Source organism: Candidatus Mycolicibacterium alkanivorans, from assembly GCF_022760805.1.
Lineage (GTDB): Bacteria > Actinomycetota > Actinomycetes > Mycobacteriales > Mycobacteriaceae > Mycobacterium > Mycobacterium alkanivorans.
Genome location: NZ_JAIVFL010000001.1, coordinates 291,506 through 311,743 on the forward strand (window position 1 = coordinate 291,506; position 20,238 = coordinate 311,743).

At 66.5% G+C, this 20,238-nt stretch carries 10 protein-coding genes and 5 pseudogenes; 8 read left to right on the plus strand and 7 right to left on the minus strand.

Going from position 1 to position 20,238, the window contains the following annotated elements:
- Positions 1–55: 55 nt before the first annotated feature.
- Positions 56–895, minus strand: a complete 840-nt coding sequence (locus K9U37_RS01575; protein WP_243070228.1) for a class I SAM-dependent methyltransferase — start codon at positions 893–895, stop codon at positions 56–58.
- Between the two features lie 192 nt (positions 896–1,087).
- On the opposite strand from K9U37_RS01575, the gene K9U37_RS01580 reads away from it, so the two are divergent.
- The 3 genes and pseudogenes from K9U37_RS01580 (at position 1,088) to K9U37_RS01590 (ending at position 5,708) form a co-directional block, all read left to right on the plus strand.
- Complete coding sequence (locus tag K9U37_RS01580; RefSeq protein WP_243070229.1) at positions 1,088–2,395, plus strand: cytochrome P450; 1,308 nt, start codon at positions 1,088–1,090, stop codon at positions 2,393–2,395.
- 3 nt (positions 2,396–2,398) lie between these two features.
- Positions 2,399–4,507 (plus strand): Rv1355c family protein, encoded by a 2,109-nt coding sequence (locus tag K9U37_RS01585; protein WP_243070230.1) that lies wholly within the window; start codon positions 2,399–2,401, stop codon positions 4,505–4,507.
- 122 nt (positions 4,508–4,629) lie between these two features.
- A pseudogene (locus tag K9U37_RS01590) lies at positions 4,630–5,708 on the plus strand (transposase).
- Between the two features lie 201 nt (positions 5,709–5,909).
- On the opposite strand, the gene K9U37_RS01595 reads toward K9U37_RS01590, so the two are convergent.
- Positions 5,910–7,544, minus strand: a complete 1,635-nt coding sequence (locus tag K9U37_RS01595) for an IS1182 family transposase (RefSeq protein WP_243073177.1) — start codon at positions 7,542–7,544, stop codon at positions 5,910–5,912.
- Positions 7,545–8,106: 562 nt separating this feature from the next.
- Between K9U37_RS01595 and K9U37_RS20295 the strand changes: the two are divergent.
- Together K9U37_RS20295 and K9U37_RS01605 are read left to right on the plus strand one after the other, a co-directional pair.
- Positions 8,107–8,628 (plus strand): annotated as a pseudogene (locus tag K9U37_RS20295) (transposase family protein); the annotation flags it as partial.
- Between the two features lies 1 nt (position 8,629).
- Positions 8,630–9,994, plus strand: a pseudogene (locus K9U37_RS01605) (IS1634 family transposase); the annotation flags it as partial.
- A 147-nt stretch (positions 9,995–10,141) separates the two neighbouring features.
- Here the strand turns inward: K9U37_RS01605 and K9U37_RS01610 are convergent.
- The 3 genes and pseudogenes from K9U37_RS01610 to K9U37_RS01620 form a co-directional block, all read right to left on the minus strand.
- Positions 10,142–11,074 (minus strand): annotated as a pseudogene (locus K9U37_RS01610) (Na+/H+ antiporter NhaA); the annotation flags it as partial.
- A complete protein-coding gene (locus K9U37_RS01615) occupies positions 11,071–12,171 on the minus strand; it encodes a glycoside hydrolase family 76 protein (RefSeq protein WP_243070233.1) in 1,101 nt (366 codons plus the stop codon). The gene K9U37_RS01615 and the pseudogene K9U37_RS01610, both read right to left, overlap by 4 nt.
- A gap of 15 nt (positions 12,172–12,186) precedes the next feature.
- On the minus strand, positions 12,187–12,831 hold the full coding sequence (locus tag K9U37_RS01620) for a TrmH family RNA methyltransferase (RefSeq protein ID WP_243070234.1): 645 nt from the start codon (positions 12,829–12,831) through the stop codon (positions 12,187–12,189).
- A gap of 616 nt (positions 12,832–13,447) precedes the next feature.
- On the opposite strand from K9U37_RS01620, the gene K9U37_RS01625 reads away from it, so the two are divergent.
- The 3 genes and pseudogenes from K9U37_RS01625 (at position 13,448) to K9U37_RS01635 (ending at position 18,256) form a co-directional block, all read left to right on the plus strand.
- Positions 13,448–14,200, plus strand: a complete 753-nt coding sequence (locus K9U37_RS01625) for a hypothetical protein (RefSeq protein ID WP_243070235.1) — start codon at positions 13,448–13,450, stop codon at positions 14,198–14,200.
- Positions 14,201–14,352: 152 nt separating this feature from the next.
- Positions 14,353–16,119, plus strand: a pseudogene (locus K9U37_RS01630) (IS1634 family transposase); the annotation flags it as partial.
- A 139-nt stretch (positions 16,120–16,258) separates the two neighbouring features.
- Positions 16,259–18,256, plus strand: coding sequence for a putative bifunctional diguanylate cyclase/phosphodiesterase (locus tag K9U37_RS01635; RefSeq protein WP_272888003.1), 1,998 nt, complete (start codon positions 16,259–16,261; stop codon positions 18,254–18,256).
- Positions 18,257–18,912: 656 nt separating this feature from the next.
- Here the strand turns inward: K9U37_RS01635 and pyrE are convergent.
- On the minus strand, positions 18,913–19,479 hold the full coding sequence (gene pyrE / locus K9U37_RS01645; RefSeq protein ID WP_372489358.1) for an orotate phosphoribosyltransferase: 567 nt from the start codon (positions 19,477–19,479) through the stop codon (positions 18,913–18,915).
- A complete protein-coding gene (locus tag K9U37_RS01650; protein WP_243070238.1) occupies positions 19,460–20,236 on the minus strand; it encodes an SDR family NAD(P)-dependent oxidoreductase in 777 nt (258 codons plus the stop codon). The genes pyrE and K9U37_RS01650 overlap by 20 nt, the downstream gene beginning before the upstream one ends.
- Between the last annotated feature and the right edge of the window lie 2 nt (positions 20,237–20,238).

Consider the following 20,238-nt stretch of genomic DNA (forward strand, 5'->3'; position numbering starts at 1 on the left):
CGGGCGAGACCAGTTCGCCGAACAGGAAACCGGCACAACGCTTCCCGTTTGATCGCTAGAACGGTTTGGCGGTGAAGCCCCACCGCAACAATGCCGCCTCACGTCGCGTTTGGCCGTTCAGCGCGCTGTCCTGCTGACCGATGGGAGCATGCTTCCCACGTGCCCCGAACATCCAATAGGCCTGCAGGTACGGCAGCGGTGTACAGTGGCCGCAGCGCAATCCCCCGAGCCCCGCGGCGGCAAGTTCGGCCGACAGTTCTTCACGGGTGAACGCCGCCGCCTCGCTGGCGATCGCGTCCTGGCGCAGGCCCATCGGCGAATCGGGATCCACGCACTGCAACATGGCCGGGCACGCTGATGGGTCCTTCAACCGAGCGAAATCGGATATCCACAAGCCAGCTCCGCTGTCGCGTTGGACCGCCGCGATCTGCCGCAAGGCGGCGCCCAGCACCTCAACGTCCGGCAGCTGATGCAGCGTCCACATGCACGACACCGCGTCCCAGCTCCCCGCGGCAAGCGACTCAGGAAGCGCAGTGATGTCCGCCTGCACCAGTTCGGCGCGCCCGTCGAGCCCCTCGGCAGTGAACAGCTCTTGCGCCGTGGCCAGCATGTTGGGCGCCAGGTCGACACCGACGGCATGCACATCCGGGCGGCGGCGCAGAACCGCGCTCAGCGCACGTCCGGAGCCGATGCCGAGATCGAGGATACGTCCACCCGGCGGCAGCAACGCGTCGATCGAACGGGCACACAGGTCATACACAGCTCGCATTCCCGGGTTCGCCCCGCCGCCTGTGTGAAAGTACGCAACGGATTCGGCGTCGTCCATCACCATCGGCTCGGGAATGCGTTCACGCCCCGGCGAATGCAGCCGCTCCCGCACGACGATGCCCGGCACCCGCCAGAGCGGTCGAATCCCCATACCCGACACCCTTCTGCTCGCGCCCACTCGCGCCCCATCATTAAACCCGGGACCACTCGGTACACTGCGGTCCTCATCGAAATAGTGGGAGGACCTAGGGAGGTTCGAGTGTCACAGACCCATCCACGCGGTGGCCTCGCATCGTTGCCACTGGCGCCGGTGAACCCGATGCCGTTGCGCGAGCGTCTCAAAGCCGTGAAGGAGTTCAGCACCGGCACCGAGAGACTGCGCGACGCCGGCGGACCTGTCACCCGTTTCACCGTGGGACCGCGCTGGCTGATGCCGCCGATGGTTCTCGTCACGTCACCGGGCGCGCTGCGCGACGTGCTCAGCACCACGGATGGCTCGGTCGACAAGACAAGCCCGGTGTTCGACGAGATGCGCCGGATCATCGGCGCCAACCTGGCCGACCTGCCGTTCGAACCGTGGCGACCACGCCGGCGCACGCTACAGCCCGTCTTCACCAAACAGCGGGTCCGCGAATTCGGCGGTCACATGGCGCAGGCTGCCGAGTCTGTTTGCCTCTCCTGGCCTGACGGCGGTGGGGTGGATCTGGACGCCGAATCGCGCGCACTAACCTTGCGAGCCCTCGGCCGTTCGGTGCTCGGCATGGACCTGGAAGCGCGCGCCGATGAGGTTGCCGAGCCGCTTCGCGTTGCTTTGTCCTACGCGATCGCACGCGCCACCCGTCCGGTGCGCGCCCCACACTGGCTCCCCACACCGGCGCGGCACCGAGCGCGGGTGGCAAGCGCCAAACTGCATCGCCTTGCCGGTGAAATCGTGCGCGAGTGCAGGCGTGACCCGAACCGGGTCGCGCCGCTGGTCCATGCACTCATCGCCGCCGAGGACCCCGAGACGGGGAGGCGTCTGTCCGACGCCGAAATCTGCGACGAGATCATCATTTTCCTGTTCGCCGGCCATGACACCACCGCGACAACGCTGGCCTATGCGTTGTGGGCCCTCGGGCGCAACGCCGACTGTCAGGACCGTGTCGTCGCCGAAGTGGGGGCATTGCCCGATCGAGCGCTGACCCCCGACGACATGCCCGGCCTCGGATACACCACGCAGGTGGTGCGCGAATCGCTGCGGCTGTGTCCGCCGGCCCCCACGGGGACCAGAATGGCTTGCCGCGACCTCGAAGTCGGTGGTTACCGCGTGGAGGCGGGCACCATGGTGGTGCTCGGCAGAATGGCGGTGCAACGCGATCCGGCCCTGTGGGATGATCCGGTGTCCTTCAACCCCGACAGGTTCGACCCGGACAACATCAAGAAGATCGAGCGTTGGCAATACATCCCGTTCGGCGGCGGGCCCCGCTCGTGCATCGGTGACCACTTCGCCATGCTGGAAGTCACGCTCGCCCTGGCGACCATCATCCGGCGGGCCGAAATTACCTCTCTGGAAGCGGATTTCCCGCTTGCCCTGCACTTCACCATGATTGCAGGCGCACCGATTCGCGCCCGAATCCGAAAGCGCTGACCCATGGCCGTTGACGAAACAGCGAGCTTCACCGCCCACATCCTCAGCGACGACGACGCCGCGCTCGACCGGCTGCGCTCGGAGCCTGGTGTCGAGTTCATCGACCACAGCGCGAAGCTTGTCGACGACCTGCGGGAACTGCACCCAGCGCCCGACACCGAGTTGCTCGACGAACCGACTCGGTGGGCCTACTACCCGTGGCGGCGAACTGTCGTTGCCATCCTGGGTCCGAACGGATTTCGGGCGGTCCGCACCGACCGCAACCGAAACCTGATCACCACCGAGGAACAACGCCGCCTCGCCAACGTCCGAATCGGCATTGCCGGACTCAGCGTCGGCCATGTCATCGCGCACACGCTTGCCGCCGAAGGACTTTGCGGCGCATTGCGACTCGCCGACTTCGACCACCTCGAACTCTCGAACCTCAACCGGGTTCCGGCCACGATCCTGGACATCGGGCTCAACAAGGCCGTCGTGACAGCACGGCGGATCGCGGAGCTCGATCCGTACCTGCGCGTCGAGGTCATGGCCTCGGGCGTAACCGCCGAATCCCTCGACGACTTCCTCAACGGACTGGACATCGTGGTCGAGGAATGCGATTCGCTGGACGTGAAGGTCCGAATCCGCGAGGCAGCCCGAGAGCGGCGGCTACCGGTGCTCATGGCGACCAGCGATCGGGGTCTGATCGACGTCGAGCGCTTCGACTTGGAGCCACGGCGTCCGGTCATACATGGAGTACTCGGCGGCGTGGACTCCGCGCAGTTGTCTGCGTTGTCGCAGCGGGACCGGATTCCGTACATGTTACGCCATCTCGATGCCAGCCGGTCGTCCGGGCGGCTGACCGCGTCGCTGGTCGAGGTGGGCCACACCCTGTCCACCTGGCCTCAGCTCGCTGGCGAGGTCGCTCTCTGTGCCACCACCGTCGCCGAGGCCGCCCGTCGCATCGGTCTGGGTGAACCACTGGGATCCGGCCAGGTCCGCATCGACATCGGCCAAGCGCTCGACGAGATCGCCGAGCCGGCTCTCTGCGATAACGGGCCGGTGGACGCCGACTCGCCGCCGGACGTCGAAGAACCGAGTGACACGGCCACCGCCATCGCCTACGCCGCGGTCCGCGCCCCGTCAGGGGGAAACTCGCAACCGTGGGAGATCGAAACCCGGGCAGACACAGTGCGAATTCGGCTCGCTCCGCAATACACCTCGATGATGGACGTCGGGTTCCGGGGCAGTGCGGTGGCCATCGGTGCAGCCGCCTTCAACACCAGGGTGGCTGCCGCCAAGCGCGGCGTTCTCGGCTCCGTGGACTGGACGGCCGACGGTCCGGCCCTGCTGGAGGTGACGTTGCGGTTGGATCGCGGTGAAGACGCCGACCTGGCCGAGTTGTATGAGCCGATGCTACGGCGGGAGACCAATCGCCACCAGGGCAATCCGGAGCCCATCCCCACGGAGACAATTGACTCGCTGCACCGTTGGGCGGCTCGGGAGGGCGGTGGGCTGCACGTGCTCACCGCACGCGACGACATCGGCAGGGCAGCAAAGATTCTCGCCAGTACCGACAGACTCCGCTTTCTGACTCCTCGCCTGCACCGGGAGATGATCTCCGAGATGCGCTGGCCCGGCGATCAGCCCGCGGACAGCGGCATCGATGTCCGTGGCTTGGAACTCGACGCGGGTGACTTGGCGGTAATGGAGATACTGCGACGCTCCGACGTGATGGCCCTCCTCGCGCAGTGGGGCGCGGGTGAAGCTCTCGGCGACGACGTCGCTGATCGCGTTCGCGCGACGTCGGCGGTGGCCGTGATCACGACGAACGGAGATCAGCTCATCGACTATGCCCGCGGCGGCTCGGCGGCCGAGGCGGTCTGGATCGTCGCCCAGCAGCACGGATTGGCAGTACACCCCGTCTCGCCGGTGTTTCTGCATGCCGTGCATCGCCACGAACTCTCGCAATTGTCACCATTTTTCACCCGTGAACTCATCGATCTTCAGTCGGAGTTCACCGAGCTGGCCGGCATGCGACCCGACGAGTCGCTCGTCCTGATCCTCAGATTGGCGCACGCCGGTCCGGCATCAGCCCGCAGTAGACGGCGCCCAATTCGTCGTCCGGGTTAAGCCTCGATCCACCGATGTGGTGGGGGTCTGGGGTAGGTCGTAAAAGCGAAATGCCCTGTCGGAGTGAAATAATGAGATTTCTCCTGGGATCAGATTCAGCCACGACGAAGGGCATCTCGTAGATGCAACTATCTCACACTCGGCCCGTCCCGTCGGCGGTCTTTGATAACCCCAACCTGGTGTCGTGCGCCGGGCTGTCCCGCTGGCCGCCTTGGCCCAGCAGTGCGGCCTGGCCGTGCTGGCCGATGAGCATCTGAGTGTGCCGACCGACAAGGGCGCCAACGCCGGGGCGAAGGTGAGCTGCCTGGTCGCGGGCATGGTCGCGGGGGCCGACAGCATCGATGACATGGCCATGTTGCGGCACGGCGCGATGGGCACCGTGTTCGACCGCCCGTTATGCGCCCTCGACGCTGGGGTCGTTCCTTCGGGAAATCGCCTTCAGTCATGTCCGCCAACTCGACGCCGTCGCATCCCGCCTGCTGGCCAGGCTGGCCGAGAACACGCCGTTGGTGGACGGGATCGACGGCCCAGTGTGTTTGGATCTGGACGACACCAACATCGAGGTGCACCGCTACGCCAAACAGGGATCCGGTTACGGGTACTCGGGCGTGCGGGGATTGACTGCGTTGATCGCCACCGTCACCACCGAACATGGCGCACCGATGATCACCGGCCAACGCCTGCGCAAGGGCGCGTGCGGATCGGCGCGTGGGGGCGGCCCGGATCATCGGTGACACCCGCCACCGTCACACGGCTGCGCTCACCGGAAGCCACCGGCAAGCCACTGGTGCGGATGGATTCGGCGTTCTACGGCTATCCCAGCGTGCCCGCAGCGATCCGCGGCGGTGCCGACGTGTCGGTCACCGCGCGCCTGGACTGCGACCGCGGCCACGCGATCATCGAGCAGGTCCACGCCGACCTCAAAGACTGCGCCCTGGCTCATCTACCTTCGGGACGCTTCACCGGCAACGCCGCCTGGCTGGTGCTCGCCGTGATGGCGTTCGGCCTCACCCGCGCCGCGGCCACCCTCACCGGCCCCGCGCTGGCCAAGTCCCGCACCGCGACCATCCGAAGCACCCTGATCAGCGTGCCGGCACCCATCGCGTCCTCAGCCCGACGCCTGACCCTGCACCTACCGTGGGCCTGGCCCTGGGAAACAGCATGGAACACCCTGTTCCGCAACCTGTTTCGACGACACTAGCCCCTCATCGCCTAGGAGGGCGCTGAATATGGGCGGTTCACGGGATGGTTCCGGCGCGGCCGAATACGCCGGTACTGTCCGCGTCTGGCGGGATCTGGGCCCGGCGGGCGGTGACCTGCCTCGACGGCCCCGCGCCAGGCCCGAATAGGGGCCAAATGGGAGCGGGTGGTGGCGCTGATCGGCAGTGCCCACCGCCCGGGTTCAGGCGGTGGCGGGTGTCAGAGCCCACAGGCCTGCCGTGCGAGTGAGCCCATGGCCGATGAGGTTACGTAGGTTGAGTCCGGCGGTGCGGCGGGTGAGCCACGCGTGGTTTTTCGTGGTGCCGCGGTAACGCAGTTTGAGGCGGCGTCCACCCCGGTTGGCGATCTGGGAGACGACCCGTTCCACGTTGGGCCGGTGCTTGCGGTACTTATCTCGCAGTTCGGGGTCGGCGGCCCAGTCGCTGCGGGCCTTGCGCAGTTCTCGGTCTCGTTCGTGGAGAACGATTTTGCGGCCGGACTTGGACTTGGTGCACTGTTCACGCAGCGGGCAGCCGTTGCAGAGGGCGCCGAAGTTCGCCACCCGGGTCCGACTGATCGGGCGGGTGTGACCGGCCGGGCAGCCCACGGTGCCCGCGTCCTCGTCGACGGTGAAGTCGTCGATGGTGAACCCGCCCTCGACCGGTGACCCCAGCGGCTTGGGCTTGATCACCGCAACGTGCCCAGCATCATCGATCGCTGCACGTAAATCGCCTGTGCCATAAGCGGAATCGCCGTACCACTCGCGCGTGCCCGCAGCGTCGCCGTCGACGCTGTCGACGGTGTCCTGCCCGCCCGCAGCCTGCGCGGTGTCGGCGGCCAGGAACTGCCCGGCCACCGCCGCATCGGAGTTCTCGGTCCCGGCGGCCTTGGTCAACGCCTCGTCGGTGATGATCCCGGTCTCGGGTTCGGCCGCCACGTGTGCCCGGTACCCGTCGCGGCGCGCCTCGGGTGACTTGCGGGTATGGCGGGCCTGGGTGTCCACGGTGGAGATCACCCGGTCGGGGGCGACCTTGCGGGCGATGCGCCACCGCCCGTCGGTGCCGTCGGATCCTTCGGCGGGTTCGACGTCTTGGCCGGCGACCAGCGCCAGCAACGCCAGCGCCGCGGCGACCGGCCCCTCAACCTCGTCCTGATCGACCTCGGCGAGCGCCTCCAGCAGCGCGTTCGCGTCGTTGACCAGCGCTGAGACCAGCGTGTCCTTCGCGCCGGGCTCGTCCCAGTCGATGAGCGGCTTGCCCGGCCGGTGGTAGTCGTGGGCGGTGCACACCGCGGTGATCGCCTCCGACCCGCCGGGCACGACCCGCCCCACCCGCCGGATCGCCGCGATCAGCTGGGTGATGGTGTCCTGGGTGGCGACCGCGTCGGCCAGGATCGTGGAATCCACCGCGCGTCTGCGGCGTCCCCGCAGAATCCCGCTCTGCTCCACGACCTGGCGCACCGCCTCGTTGATCCGGTGCGGCCGCTTGGACTTCGCCAGCCGTCTGCGCCAATACACCAACGTGGAGGGATCGAAGCCCTTGTGGTCCAACGGCATTCCCGTCGCGACCTTCCACCGCAGATCGCAGCGGGCGGCCTCGGCGGTCTCCCGGTCCGACAGGTCGTGCAACGTCTGCAACACCAGAATCGACGCCATCACCGACGCCGGGATCGACGGCCTGCCCTTCCCCGACGGGAACAGATCCTCGAACTCCTCGTCGTCGAACACATCCTGGCGATGATCGGCAAGGAACGCGAACATGCCGCCCTCGGGCACCAGGTGACCGACCAGCGCCTGCGCGTCCAGCAGCTCCCGATCCGCCCGCTCGATACCCTGCATGAACCTATTTTCCCAGCTCATGGAGGTATTCCGGGGAGGCGCGCCGATTATTCAGCGCCCTCCTAGCCCTAACCCAGCGCCCTCGCGAGCCCACTCGACACGAAAGACCCACAGGAACAACCTGATAACGAGGTCAGGCGATCATCCACCCCCATCCAACGCCACAACGCGGCCCCAAGCCGCACGATCGAAATCAACATCACAGCGAGGGCTGATCGGTACACTGAGGTTTTCTCACTTGGGGCGTGTGAGGTTGGTGTGACTGGAGTTTGCAGCGTGTCGTGAGAGCAGGACGTGGGGTCCCTGCTCAAGGATCGGTTTCGACAAAGAAAGCCGTTCCGCCGCAAGAGGACCCCACGTGTTCACCTACTCTGCCATCTGCGACGTCCCCGAGGAAACCCTGCTTCATGTGACCGCGTTGCTATGCGCGCACCGGCGCGAGATCGGCACCCGCGCCGGGCGACGCGCGGGCACGGTGCGCACGCAGGCCAAGCTGGTGCTGCGGTGGTTCGGCGACGACGCCCCGATGCGGCTGCTGGCCTTCGAGGCCGCGCTGCCGATCTCCACCTGCTACCGGTATCTGCACGAGGCGATCGACGTGATCGCCGACCAGGCACCCGACCTGCACGACGTGCTCGACCAGGCGAAGCGGGAAGGCTGGTCGCACGTCACGCTGGACGGGACGCTCATCGAGATCGACCGGGTGAACGAGCGCGCCGACGAGGGCCATCACCTGTGGTACTCGGGCAAGCACAAGACCCAGGGCGGCAACGTGCAGATCCTCGCCGACCCGGGCGGGTTCCCGGTGTGGTCCAGCGAGGTCGAACCGGGCAGCGTGCATGACATCACCGCCGCGCGTATGCACTGCCTGGGCGCACTGTACAAGGCGGCCAGCGACGGGCTACCGACGTTGGCGGACAAGGGATACGAAGGTTCCGGGATCGGGGTGCACAGCCCGATCAAGGGCCGCGACCTCGCCGTTGACAATCGCAGCTACAACGCGCTGCTGACCGCGATCCGAGCGATCGGGGAACGCGCGAATGCCGAACTCAAACAACGCTGGCGGTGCCTTCGGCGAATCAGAACCGTGCTCGAAGCTGGCGTTCGCCGACTGGTGGGCCGGCACCGCGGGTTCGCGGTGGGTCAAGACACCGGCGGGGGCGATGGATCACCGCCGGTTCTGGGACGCGATGGATCACCTGGACACCGAGGCGTTGCGCAGTATCGAAACCGAGTTGGGGCGGCGGATGGTCACCGAGTTCGGGTTGGACCTGTCCGGGCTGGTGCTGGACATGACCAACTTCGCCACCTACATCGACTCGGCCAACGACCGCGCCCCGATCGCTCAGCGCGGCAAAGCGAAACAGAAACGCATGGATCTGCGGCTGGTCGGGTTGGCGTTGGTGGTGACCCGCGACGCCGGGGTACCCGTGGTGTCGCACGCCTACCCCGGGGATCGCCCCGACGTCACCCAATTCCCCATGGTCATCGAGGAATTGGTGACCCGGTACCGTGCATTGGCCTCCTCGGTGGAGTCGTTGACGGTGGTCTACGACGCCGGACAAAACTCGGCCGACAACCACGCCCTCATCGAAGAGTCCGGGCTCGGGTTCGTCGGATCATTGCCCCCGTCAGACCATCCCGACCTGCTCGCGATACCGCGGAAAACCTACGTTGCCGTCGACGCCGACCGGTACCCCGGCCTGAGCTGTGTGGACACCGAGGTGACCGCGTTGGCGGTGACACGGCGTGCGGTGCTGACCCATTCCCCGACCCTGCACACCGCCCAGTCCCGCGGTTTTGATCAAACCCTGGCCAAAGCACGAAAACGTTTGACCGAACTGCAAACCCGCCTCGCGCGCGGCAGAACCCGCCGGACCCGCGACGCCGTCGAGGCTGATATCGCCGCGATCCTCACACCCCGCTGGGTCAACGAGATCCTCACCGTCACCCTGACCGGCCAGACCCCGTCCGAACTGCGGTTGACTTTCCGCACCGACGCCGCTGCGCGAAAGAAACTGGAAGACAGGATCTTCGGGAAACGGATCCTGTTCACCAACCGCACTCAATGGTCTGTTGCCGAGGTGGTCGCGGCCTACCGTTCCCAATCCGAAGTCGAAGCCGGGTTCCGTCAGCAGAAAGACCCCCACGTTGTCTCGTTCGGGCCGATGCACCACTGGACCGACCAGAAAATCCGCGTCCACGTCTTCTACAGCGTCCTCGCGCTCACCGTCGCCCACCTCATGCGCCGCCAAGCCGACCAAGCCGGCCTACACATGTCAGTGCGTGAACTGCTCAACGAACTCGCCGGCATCGAAGAGACCGTCCTGCTCTACCATCACGGCGGCAAAGGACGCCCCCGCGCCCGCCGCATGCTCACCGACACCACCCCCACCCAGGACCGCCTCGCCGACCTCTTCGGCATCAACCGCTACGCGCCAACCCGCTAACCGACCCCGACGATGGGTAATACACTCACCACCCACAAAAACCACCACTGACCAGCACAAACAACGCCCGTCAACGACCAAGGGCGGAAACTCCCGCTAGGTCAGCGGTGACCGCATCGCCGCCATCACGGTGTCGGCGTCCAGTCACACACCGGCGTTGGCCAACGCGAACAGCGGCAGCACCCCGAAGGACACATATGGCCCGAACCCGGTCACCAGCCGCTCGTTGATCGAGATCGAGTCGCGCAGGCTGCGGGTGGCCGCACGGGCGTACTTCGAGTTCGGCGGCTGGCGGAACGCCCGGATGACATCCACGGCCGCCTCCACCCGCTGACGCTCGGGGGTGAACACCGGGGTCACCAGCGCCACCACCACACCGGCGAGTGTCGGGTGCACACCACCGTTGAACAAGGCCAACCACAGGGCAACGGCCAGAACGGAATACGTCACACCACGCGTGGCCGCGGGCAGGTGCCGCACACCGATCAGTGCGGCCAGCAGCACGACGGCGGTCAGCAGCGGGACGATCCGGATCTGCTCCGAATAGAACAGGGCGATGGCGGCCAGCGCGCCGACGTCGTCGACGACAGCCAAGGTCAGCAGGAAGGTCCGCAGCCGCGCCGGATACTTGGGCGCGATGATGGCCAGGGCACGGACCAGGAACGCGGTGTCGGTCGAGATGACCACCCTCCACGCGCTGGCGTCGTCACCGGATGGGTTGAACAGCAAGAAGATCACCGCGGGCAGGGTCAGTCCGGCGATCGCAGCCACCACCGGCACCAGGGCACGGGAGCGCTCGGTCAGCTCGCCGATGGTGAACTGGGCCTTGACCTCCAGCCCCACGATGAAGAAGAAGAACGCCATCAGCGCGTCGTTGACGATCTCCTTGACCGTCAGCTCGCCGTGAATATTGCCGAAGCTCAATCCGACGGGCGTTTCCCAGAACTCGGAATAGGTGTGCGCCCACGGCGAATTCGCCCACAGGATGGCCACGACGGTGAATGTGAGCAGTAGCGCTGCGGCGGCGTTCTCGCCGAAACGTTTCGCTGTCGGGTCGCGACCCAGCCGACTGCCTCTCACGCTGTCACCGTATGTGCCGCCTCCATCAACATCCAACCGGACAGCTGCACGGACAGATCTCGCTCGGGTGTCTGCGACGAGTCCACAGCTCCCCCGACGAATTGCGCCTGCCCGCCTCCCGCGGTAGGGATCTCGGAAGTGTTGTCCCAGGAGTGCCCGAACACCGGCAGGCCGTCGACACTTTGGCGGTTATCCCACGCCGCCTCCGCCGAGGCCAGCACGACAGCACGGGCGGTGTCCCTGGCGGCAGCATCCTCGGCTGCATCGCCGGGAACGTCGGTCGCCGCCAGCGCCAGATACCGCGCGGTGATCCCGGAGAACAACCCGCCGTCGCCGCCGCCGGCCCCGTTCAGCACTCCAGCGGGTGCCATGTGTGCGCCGATCGCCGCGACCAGCCGCCGAACCCGCGCCGGGTGCCGATCGTCGCGGGTGCGCACGGCCAGCTCGGTCTCCAACCCCAGCACAACCCCCTGGCAGTAGGTGTACTGCGCGCGCACCAGGGAACCGGCCTTGATGCCGTCGAACACCAGCTGGGTGTCGGGGTCGATCAACGTTTCGTCGATCCAATCGGCCATCTGCTGGGCCCGCCGCAACCGGTCGCCGTAGCGGGCCAGGAAGATCCCGGCCGGACCGTTGGCCGGTGCGTTGAAGAATTGATCCTGTTTACGCCAAGGGATTCCGCCGCCATCCTCGGGCACCCACGCCTTGACGAACTGTTCGCAGAGGGTCGCCAGGGCGCGCGGGCGATCGATGCCCGCCACCCGCTCGGCACGCTCCAAGGCCAGTGCCAGCCAAGCCATGTCGTCGTAGTAACTGTTGGTCCAGCGACCGTTGTTGCGCAGCCGGTGGCCGCGGATCTGCCGCTTGATCTTGCCAAGCCGGTCTGGCTGCGGGTCGCGCAGCTGCGCGTCGATCAGGCAGTCGAGCAGCTGGGCCTGCCACCAGTAGTGCCACGTTCCGAACCACCGGTCACGGCGGGTGGGCGGCCAGCCGACGACGCCGAGCTGTGTTCCCGGCAGATTCCAGACCCGGCGCAGATGTCGCTTCGCGATCGCCGCCTCGGCGTTGGCAGCGCGGTTCGCCCACAGCGGGTCCATGCAGCCAATCCTGCCCTACCAGGCCTGGGATAGATCGGCCCATTGCCTGATCCACGCATGCATCGCGATGCCGGCGGCGACGGCGGCGTTGATGCTGCGGGTGGAGCCGAATTGCGCGATCGATACGGTGATCGCCGCACCGGCCCGAGCCGCCTGTGAGATACCAGGACCCTCCTGGCCGAACACCATCAGGCAGTCGCGTGGCAGCGGGGTGCGCTCCAGCGGCACAGCGCCCGGGATGTTGTCCACGGCGACGACAGTCAGTCCGGCACCGGCCGCGAAGGCCAGTAACTCGTCGCTGCTGTCATGGTGGGTCAGCCGTTGGTAGCGGTCGGTGACCATGGCCCCGCGCCGATTCCAGCGCCGGCGCCCGACGATATGCACGGTGTCGACGGCGAAGGCGTTGGCGGTGCGGACCACCGCGCCGATGTTGGCGTCGTTGCCGAAGTTCTCGATCGCGATGTGCAGTGCATGCCGCCGACGGTCGATGTCGGCGATGATCGCCTCTTGCGTCCAGTAGCGGTAAGCGTCGACGACATTGCGGGCGTCGCCCCCGCGCAACAGTTCCGCGTCGTAGCGCGGGTCGTCGGGCAGCTCGCCGGCCCAAGGCCCGACGCCGGGGGCGCCGGTGCTCCACTCGGTGGGACCGGCGTCAGTCACGGGTCACCCACGACGCGGCGTGGCTGGTCAGTCGTTGCGCCGAGGCCGACAGCGGCGTGCTGGTCACGCCTTGCACGGTGTCACAGCTGCCGAGCCCGGTGGCCTCCACCGGATGTGCGAGTGGGCATGTTCGAACAGCCGCTGGCGAAGGTCAGGATGACGGCCGCCACAACTACCGCGGCCCAGAGCGCGGTTTCCGTCGCCGCACGGCGCCGTTGAGGGACCGCGACGCCGGGCGCGAAAGGGTCACCCAGCGCCGTTTCCGGCCCCTCGGCGACGCTTTGGACGTACCACTTGGCCCCCAACCGACCAGTAATGCGGACTCGATCTCCGACGCTGACGAGCGTAGCGTTTCCCGTTCGGCCGGCAGTGACGCCACCCTTGACCTGGGGTGTTGTACGTAGGGATATTTGCGGAGACGTCGACGTTGGCCGAATATTCGCCGCGGATCACACCGGCTACCGCCCAGTAACCAGGTGCTTTCCGGCTAACGGCTGGAGTCTTGGCACCTTTCGGCGAGATACTCATATTTGCAAGTTCGAATAAATAACGCCCGCGCGACCTCGGCAGCTGCCGCGGGACCCCTGTCCGCAGGCCGACCCAAAGATGGGAAACAATGAAGGCTTCAGCGCTGGACTTTCCTGACCAGAAGCTCTACCGCCTGCCCGAGACCATTAGCTGGCGCGACACCGACACGGGTTGTACGGTTGTGCTCGCCCAACCGGATAGCGAACCTGGCCTATGGGAAGACTACCTACAGGGGGCGTTGCGTAGTTACCGGAAACACGGCGTGGAGGCGGCTCTGGACCTCGACTCGTTTCGCGACGGCCGCGACACCACGCTGTTCTACACCGCCCTCGACGACAGCGGCCGCATGCTGGGCGGACTCCGGGCCAAGGGCCCGTACCTGGAAGCCGACGAATCGCACGCGATCGTCGAATGGGAAGGCCAGCCCGGCCAGGACGCGGTCCGCAGGATGATCACCGACCGCCTGCCGTTCGGCGTCGTGGAGATGAAATCGGCATGGGTGAGTGACGACCCCGCCCGCAGTGGCGAGCTGACCAGGACTTTCGCCCGCACCGCGTTCCCGACCATGGAGCTATTGGGTGCCCAGTTCATTCTGGCCACCGCAGCGGCGCACGTGCTCGACCGGTGGAGTACCTCCGGAGGTGTGGTGGCCACCAAGATCCCGGCCGCGGCCTACCCGAGCGACCGCTACCGCACGAAGATGATGTGGTGGGACAGGCGCACCTTCGCCAATCACGCCGAGCCCCGGCAGTTGGCCAAGATCGTCAAGGAGATGCGCACGCTGGCCACGATCTCCGAGGAGTTCAGCGGCTTCGGCATCTTGACCGGGAGTACAAGCTAGCTGACCAACCATTAACCCCGAAGTTGCGGCGGCTGAGCGGGCCGATTCCTTTGTTGATCTGGGGAAAGAGGTCGGACAGGCCGGATTGTGTAGTCAGAATGTGTGGGCGTGTCGGCGAGGAATATCTCGGTGTAGTCGTTACGCAGCTTGTTATGTCGCGGGGAAGCGGGAAGGTCCACGTAGTCAGAGTTCGCAAGACGCACGTGGACAAGCAAGGCAACCCCCGCGAGTACTCCTCAACGTATCTGCGGCGCACCTACCGCGAGGGCAAGCGGGTGCGCAACGAGACGGTGGCCAACCTCTCGGCGCTACCCGAGCACGTCATCGACGGGATCGACGCCGGGCTCAAGGGCCAACAGCTGGTGCCGGCCGGTACCGAGTTCACCATCACCCGATCGCTGCCGCACGGCCATGTCGCCGCGGTCGCGGCGATGGCCCACCAGCTCGGCTTTCCCGCCCTGCTGGGGCCGCCGAGCCGGGCACGCGACCTGGTGCTGGCCCTGATCATCTCGCGGGTGATCCGCCCGGCGTCCAAGCTGGCCACCGCCGCCTGGTGGCCCGATGCCACCCTGGGGCCCGATCTCGATGTCGCCGGCGCCAGCACAGACGAGATCTACGCCGCGATGGACTGGCTGGCAGAGCGCCAAGACAGTACCGAAGCCACGCTCGCCGCTAAACACCTTGGACCCGACGTGAATCCATCGCGGATGGCGCTGTTCGACCTGACCTCGGCGTGGGTGACCGGCCGGTGCTGCGAGCTGGCCGCGCGCGGCTACTCCCGCGACGGCAAGAAAGGCTTGCCGCAGATCGAATACGGCATCCTCACCGACCCGGCGGGCCGGCTGGTCGCGGTGCGGGTCTTTTCCGGCAATACCGCCGACCCGGTCGCGTTTACCGACATCGTCGAGGTCATCCGCACCCGGTTCGGGCTGACCCGGCTGGTGCTGGTCGGGGACCGGGGCATGATCACCTCCGCGCGTATCGACGCCTTGCGTGAACTCAACGACGATCCCAACACCGCAACGGGTTTCGGGTGGATCACCGCGCTGCGCGCCCCGCAGATCGCGGCCCTGACCGCCGATGACGGGCCGCTGCAAATGTCGTTGTTCGACACCCAGGACCTCGCCGAGATCAGCCACCCCGACTTCCCCGGCGAGCGGCTGATCGCCTGCCGCAACCCACTATTGGCCGCCGAACGCGCCCGCAAACGCCACGACCTGCTCACCGCCACCGAGCACCTGCTCGAACCGATCATCGCCCGGGTGGCCGCCGGCCGGCTGGCCGGCGCTGACGCCATCGGCGTCGCAGTCGGCAAGGTGATCAACAAATACAAGGTGGGCAAGCATTTCCACTACACCATCACCGCCACCAGCCTGGCCGTCGAACGCCGCCACGACCACATCGCCGCCGAAGCCGCCCTCGACGGCATCTACGTGCTACGCACTTGCGTGCCCGACGACCAACTCGACTCCACCGGGGTCGTCACAAGCTACAAAAACCTCGCCAATGTTGAACGCGACTTCCGCATCATCAAAGCCGATGACCTCGACCTGCGCCCCATCCACCACCGCCTCCAAGAGCGCGTCAAAGCCCACGTACTGATCTGCATGCTGGCCTGCTACCTCATCTGGCACCTGCGCAAGGCCTGGGCGCCAATGACTTTCACCGACGAACACCCACCCGACCGGGACAACCCGGTCGCCCCCGCGCAACGCTCAACCCAAGCCGACGCCAAGGCCTCCACCGGCCACGATTCCCAGGGCAACCCGCTGCGCAGCTTCCGCGGCCTGCTCGCTCACCTGGCCACCCTCACCCGCAACCAGATCCGCTTCACCGCCACCGACACCGAAATCCCCATGCTCACCGACCCCACCCCCGACCAGCGCCGCGCCTTCACCCTCATCGGCGCCCCCATCCCCTCACCGCCGTGTAGTCAGACACCCACCGCCGACAAAACAACAAACCCCCAGCTCAGCGCGGGAAACGCACTACTTCACCACCGCAACTTCGGATTAACCGATACCATCTCTTAAGCTCCGTTAATCACGAGATGGCACCATGACCACACATTCCGAGACCGGGACAGCTGACAGCCTGGAGAACCTCGTCACACTTGTCGCCACACAGCTGATGGCGGTCGATGCCGCCACCTCGGCCAAGGTCAGTCAAGAGGTCCTCGGAGAACTGGTGAGCTCCTTCGGGGTGGATGTCAGCTTCCTGCGGTACAACGACCACAGTGTCAGAGCGACCAGGTTGATCGCGGAGTGGCCGCCGCACCACCGCGACCCGGACCCCCTTGAACTCATCTATTTTTCCGACGCAGATCCGGTCTTCGCCGCCGCCGAACAAGCCAAGAAGCCGCTGTTCTTCCGGCCCGAGCCGGTGTCCGAAGACGACTACCAGCGCCTGGTCGAGGAAGGCACGGGTATGGCGCTGACGTCGATGGCGTCTGTCCCGCTGCTGTCCGGCGATACGACGACCGGGTGCCTGGGATTCATCAAGTTCGGCATCAAGGACTGGTCACCCGAGGAGACCAACGCGCTGAAGGCGATTGCCTCGCTGTTCGCCCAGGTGCAGGCGCGGGTGGTGGCCGAGGACCGACTGCGCTACCTCGCCGAGCACGACGACCTGACCGGCCTCTGCAACCGGAGAGCACTGCTGGCTCATCTCGACGAGCGCCTCCAGATCGGCCGACCCGGACCGGTGGCCACACTCTTCCTGGATCTCGACCGGCTCAAGGCGATCAACGACTACCTCGGCCACAACGCGGGCGACTGGTTCATCAAGGCCTGCGCCGAAAGACTCGGAGAGGAAACCACCGACGCCGACATGATCGCCCGCCTGGGCGGTGATGAGTTCGTAGTCGTACCAGCGGAGCCGATGGACGCCAAGGCCGCCGAGGGACTGGCGGAACATTTTCAGCGGCTCCTTAGTGAGCGAGTCGCGATCGGCAGCGAGATGCTGACCCGGACGGTTAGCGTCGGCGTTGCCCTGGGCGTTCCAGGCAGCGACACCACCACCGACCTCTTGCGCTGGGCCGACCAAGCAGTCCTCAACGCGAAGAACGCCGGCGGCAACAAGATCGTGGTGTTCAACGAGGACATGATGCTGAAGAGCGAGTTCCGCAACGACATCGAATTGCACCTGCAAGGCGCGATCGAGACCGGATCGCTGATTTTGCATTACCAACCCGAGGTCGACATGCGCACCGGCGATATCCTCGGCATCGAGGCCCTGGTGCGCTGGCAGCATCCGACACGTGGGCTGCTCTATCCCGATTCGTTCATCCCGGTCGCGGAATCCGTCAATCTTGCAGGTGAATTGGGCCGTTGGGTCATGCGCGCGGGGTGCGAGCAATTCAGCCGATGGCAAGCCCAGGGCATTGGAACCAACGCAGTGCTGCGGCTCAATGTCTCACCGGTACAGCTGGTGGCCGAAGGATTCGTCGAATCGGTGGCAGACACGATCACCGAGTTCGATCTCGACGGTAGGTCGGTGTGCCTGGAGATCACCGAAAGTGTTGTGGTGCAGGATATCGAGACCACGGGCATCACCCTGGCCGGCCTCAAGGAGGTCGGTGTGCGGGTCGCCATCGACGACTTCGGCACCGGCTACAGCGCGCTGACCCACCTGAAATCGCTTCCGGTGGATACGCTCAAGATCGACAAGGGGTTCGTCCTGGATCTCGGCACCAACCCGGAGGACCTCGCCATCGTGCGCGCCATCATCGGGCTGGCCGAGGCGTTCGACCTGGAGTTGGTCGCCGAGGGCGTGGAGACGCCGACCGCGGCGATGGCTCTGCTCCAGCACGGCTGCCATCGCGCTCAGGGGTTCTTGCTGTCCCGCCCGCTGCCCGGCGAGGCGATGGCCGAACTACTGGCCAAAAAGGTTATTCCGGTGGACTTTTCCGCGCCGAACAGGGGTTCAGGAACTGTACAGCAGTTCGACGCAGCCGAAACGGCTGGCCGTGCGGCTCACCACGACGACCTGCGCGGCGCCGTCGGGCAACTGACGTTGGGTCGGCCAGTCGGCATTGTCGGGCATGGGCCCAAGTGACAGTGCGACGCCGACGTTCGCGCGCACCAGTCGCGTTCCCGCCTCCGTGAACAGCGCGGCGCCGGCGACTCGACCCTCCTCGAAGATCAACCGTTGCAGCGCCGATCCGGGCTGGTTGAGGAGATCTCGGTCGTCGGCCTGCCCGCGCAACCATTCAGCCAGTTCCAAACCAGGGCAGTCGGTTTCGGGCTGATAGTCGCCGAGCACTGACACCCGGATCGTCTCGCCGGAAACGGTGCGCATTGCCGTCATGTCGTCGGGTATCTGGTTGTAGATGACACCGAACGGCGAGGCGAGGCAGCGCGCCGACCACTCCCTCAGCCGCGACCCGAAGAACGGCTCGATGGTCGCACGACGATCCTTGCTGACGAAGACCGGTTGGGCGCGAACCACTGCCAGCGCCAAGTCCCGGTCCATCTCTGGTTCTAGGTCCTCGGTCATCGACTGTAGGTAGGCGGCGGTACCGGGATCGGAAGTCTGCGAAGATAACTCCGCATCAGCCATCTCGACGTCGAGGTCCAGGTCGGCACACCAGATGGCGTGGGCCAGCGCGCCGGGACCCGCGCCTGCACAGATCACGTCGACGACGACGTCCCACTGCCATTCCGAAGCCTCGCTGGGCTCCTCGTCAGTGCTCACCACCACTGCCCGTCGCGTCAAGGGTTCGGCAAGCCCAGGTGGGCCAGACCGAGAATGCTGCGATACGGCACACCCTCTGCCTCGATCGCCTCGGCCGCACCGGTGGCCCGGTCCACCACCGTCGCGACCCCGACCACGGTCGCACCCGCCTCGCGCACCGCGCGCACGGCGGTCAGCGCCGAACCCCCGGTGGTGCTGGTGTCCTCGACCACCAGAACTCGCTTGCCCGCTAGGTCGGCGCCTTCGATGAGTCGTTGCATCCCATGGCTTTTCAGCGCTTTGCGCACGACGAAGGCGTCGATCGGCCGACCGGGCGCGTGCATGATCGCCCCCGCCACCGGGTCGGCGCCCATGGTCAGGCCGCCGACGGCCGCATAGTCCCAGTCGGCGGTGAGTTCACGCATCAGCCGACCGATCAGCGGTGCGGCCTTGTGGTGCAGGGTAGCGCGCCGCAGGTCGACGTAGTAGTCGGCCTCCTTGCCCGAAGACAGCGTCACGCGGCCGAACACCACCGACAGCTCGCGCACCAGACCGGCGAGTTCGGCGCGTTCGGCGGCATTGAGTTCAGGTGCGGTCACGGCCACGTCCAAATCCTTTGGTGAGAGTGCGGACCAGGCCGCGCGGAACGAGTCGTCCACCGGTCGTCAGCACCTTGTACTGCAAACCGGGGATGCTGACGACCTTGCCCTTCGCGATGTCGGCGAGGCTCTCGGCAACCACGTCGTCGACGTTCAACCACATGAAGTTCGGAATCGACTTCATGTCGATGCCGGCGCGCTGGTGAAACTCGGTGTGCACGAAGCCCGGGCAGACCGCATGGACGGTCACACCGGTATCACCCAGCCCGTTGGCCAGCCCCTCGGTGAACGACACCACCCAGGCCTTGGACGCCGAGTAGGTCGACCCGCGCCCGGACAGCAGACCGGCGACACTGGCGATGTTGACGACCGTGCCCGATCCGGCCGCCAACATGGGCGGCAGCGCGGCCCTGGTCAGCTGCATGACCGAGGTGACGTTGACATCGAGCTGCGCCTGCAACACCGCTGCGTCGGCGGTCCAGAACTCACCGGAGGTGCCGAATCCGGCGTTGTTGACCAGCACCTGCACCCCGGCGGTCAGCCGGTCGGCCACATTCGCCCGGTCGGCGGCCTCGGTGAGGTCGGCCGGTAGCACCTCGACGTCGATGCCGTTGGCGGCCCTCAGCTCGGCCGCCAGGTCTTCGAGTCGCTCCACATTGCGCGCGACCAGAACCAGGTTGTAGCCGTCCCGCGCATAGCGGCGGGCATAGCCGGCACCCAGGCCAGCGGTGGGCCCGGTGATCAGAACGACGGGACGGGGCACGC